We start from the raw sequence: 1,599 nt of genomic DNA, 5'->3' as shown, positions 1-1,599 counted from the left end.
CAACCCGCTGAACATTCCGGTGGGACCGATCTTGTCGACGAAGGAGCTGATCGAGGACGAGGGGCTGCGGGCGACCGGCACGATCGTGGATGTCGACCACCCCAAGCGCGGCAAATACGCGTCGGTGGGCTGTCCGATCAAGCTGAGCGACAGCCCGGTGGACGTGACCCGCTCGCCGCTTCTGGGCGAGCACACGGTGGAGATCCTGCGCGACGTGCTGGGCTACGAGGGCGATGAGCTGCAGGCGGTGCTCGACAGCGGCGCCGTCGGCGACCCGCAGAAAACCGCGGCGGAATAGACAAAGGAAAGACCGGCAGCGTGCGGCGTATGTCCGCACCTGCCGGGTCCAAGGGAGGAAGAAAATGCGATTGATCGTCATGGGGCAGCAAGCCTTCGGCAAGGATGCGCTGGCCAAGATCATCGAGACCGGAACCGACGAGGTCGTGGCCGTGTATTGCGAGCCGGACCGGGACGGCAAGCCGGTGGACCCGATCAAGGAGTTCGCGCTGGAAAAGGGCCTGCCTGTCGAGCAGCCCGCCAATTTCGACGCGCCCGAGACACTGGAAACGCTGGCCGGCTACAACGCCGACCTGATGGTCATGGCCTTCGTCAACGTCTTCGTGCCCGAGGCGGCGCGCGACACGCCCACCCACGGCTCGATCTGCTTTCACCCGTCGCTTCTGCCGCTGCATCGCGGCCCGAGCGCGGTCAACTGGCCGATCATCATGGGCTCCGACAAGTCGGGCTTCAGCTGGTTCTACCCCTCGGACGGGCTGGACGAGGGCGACAGCCTGATGCAATGGGAATGCGAGATCGGCCCCGACGACACGGTGATCGACCTCTATTTCAAGAAGATCTACCCGGCGGCCGTCGACAGCGTGCTGGAGGTCTGCGACCTTTTCCGAGCCGGCAACCCGCCGCATATCGTGCCGGACGAGGCGCAGGCCACCTACGAGCGCCGCTGCACCGCGCGGCACTCGGAAATCTGCTGGCACCGTCCGGTCGGACAGGTCTATGATCTGATCCGCGGCACCAACCCCGCGCCCGGCGCCTGGACCACCTACAAGGGGGCCAAGCTGGGGATCTTCGACAGTGCCCGCGCCCCCGGCGACGGCATTTCGGGCCGCGTCCGCGCCATCACCAACGACGGCATCGAGGTGCAGTGCGTCGGCGGACGTATCCTGGTGAAACGAGTACGACCTGAGGGCGGCGACAAGACACCAGCCGCCCAGTGGGCCTCCGAAGTCGGCCTTGAGGTCGGCGAAGAATTTCCAAGCTGAAACGCGACAAAGGAACGTAAAATGAGCCACAAATCAGACATCGAGATTGCGCGTGCGGCGTCGAAGAAGCCGATCCAGGAGATTGGCGACACGCTTGGGATACCGTCCGAGCACCTGCTGCCCTACGGGCATGACAAGGCGAAGGTGAGCCAGGACTACATCAACTCGGTTCAAGGCAACGAGGACGGCAAGCTCATTCTCGTGACCGCGATCAACCCGACGCCGGCGGGCGAGGGCAAGACCACCACGACCGTTGGTCTGGGCGACGGTCTGAACCATATCGGCAAGAAGGCGATGATCTGCATCCGCGAGGCCTCGC

General features: G+C 64.7%; 3 protein-coding genes. All 3 read left to right on the top strand.

What is annotated here, in order from left to right; genetic code table 11:
- Nucleotides 1-298, top strand: a 298-nt coding sequence (locus XM53_RS22210) for a CoA transferase (protein ID WP_201455440.1), incomplete at its 5' end; no start/stop codon positions are given.
- Between the two features lie 64 nt (nucleotides 299-362).
- A complete protein-coding gene (locus XM53_RS22205; protein ID WP_236544621.1) occupies nucleotides 363-1,280 on the top strand; it encodes a methionyl-tRNA formyltransferase in 918 nt (305 codons plus the stop codon).
- A 21-nt stretch (nucleotides 1,281-1,301) separates the two neighbouring features.
- Nucleotides 1,302-1,599 (top strand): formate--tetrahydrofolate ligase (locus XM53_RS22200; RefSeq protein WP_144435483.1); only part of this gene is annotated, 298 nt, incomplete at its 3' end.

It is taken from the genome of Roseovarius atlanticus (assembly GCF_001441615.1).
GTDB classification, from domain to species: domain Bacteria; phylum Pseudomonadota; class Alphaproteobacteria; order Rhodobacterales; family Rhodobacteraceae; genus Roseovarius; species Roseovarius atlanticus.
The sequence above is the reverse complement of the archived record's forward strand: the minus strand, read 5'-3'. Positions and strand labels throughout refer to the sequence as shown.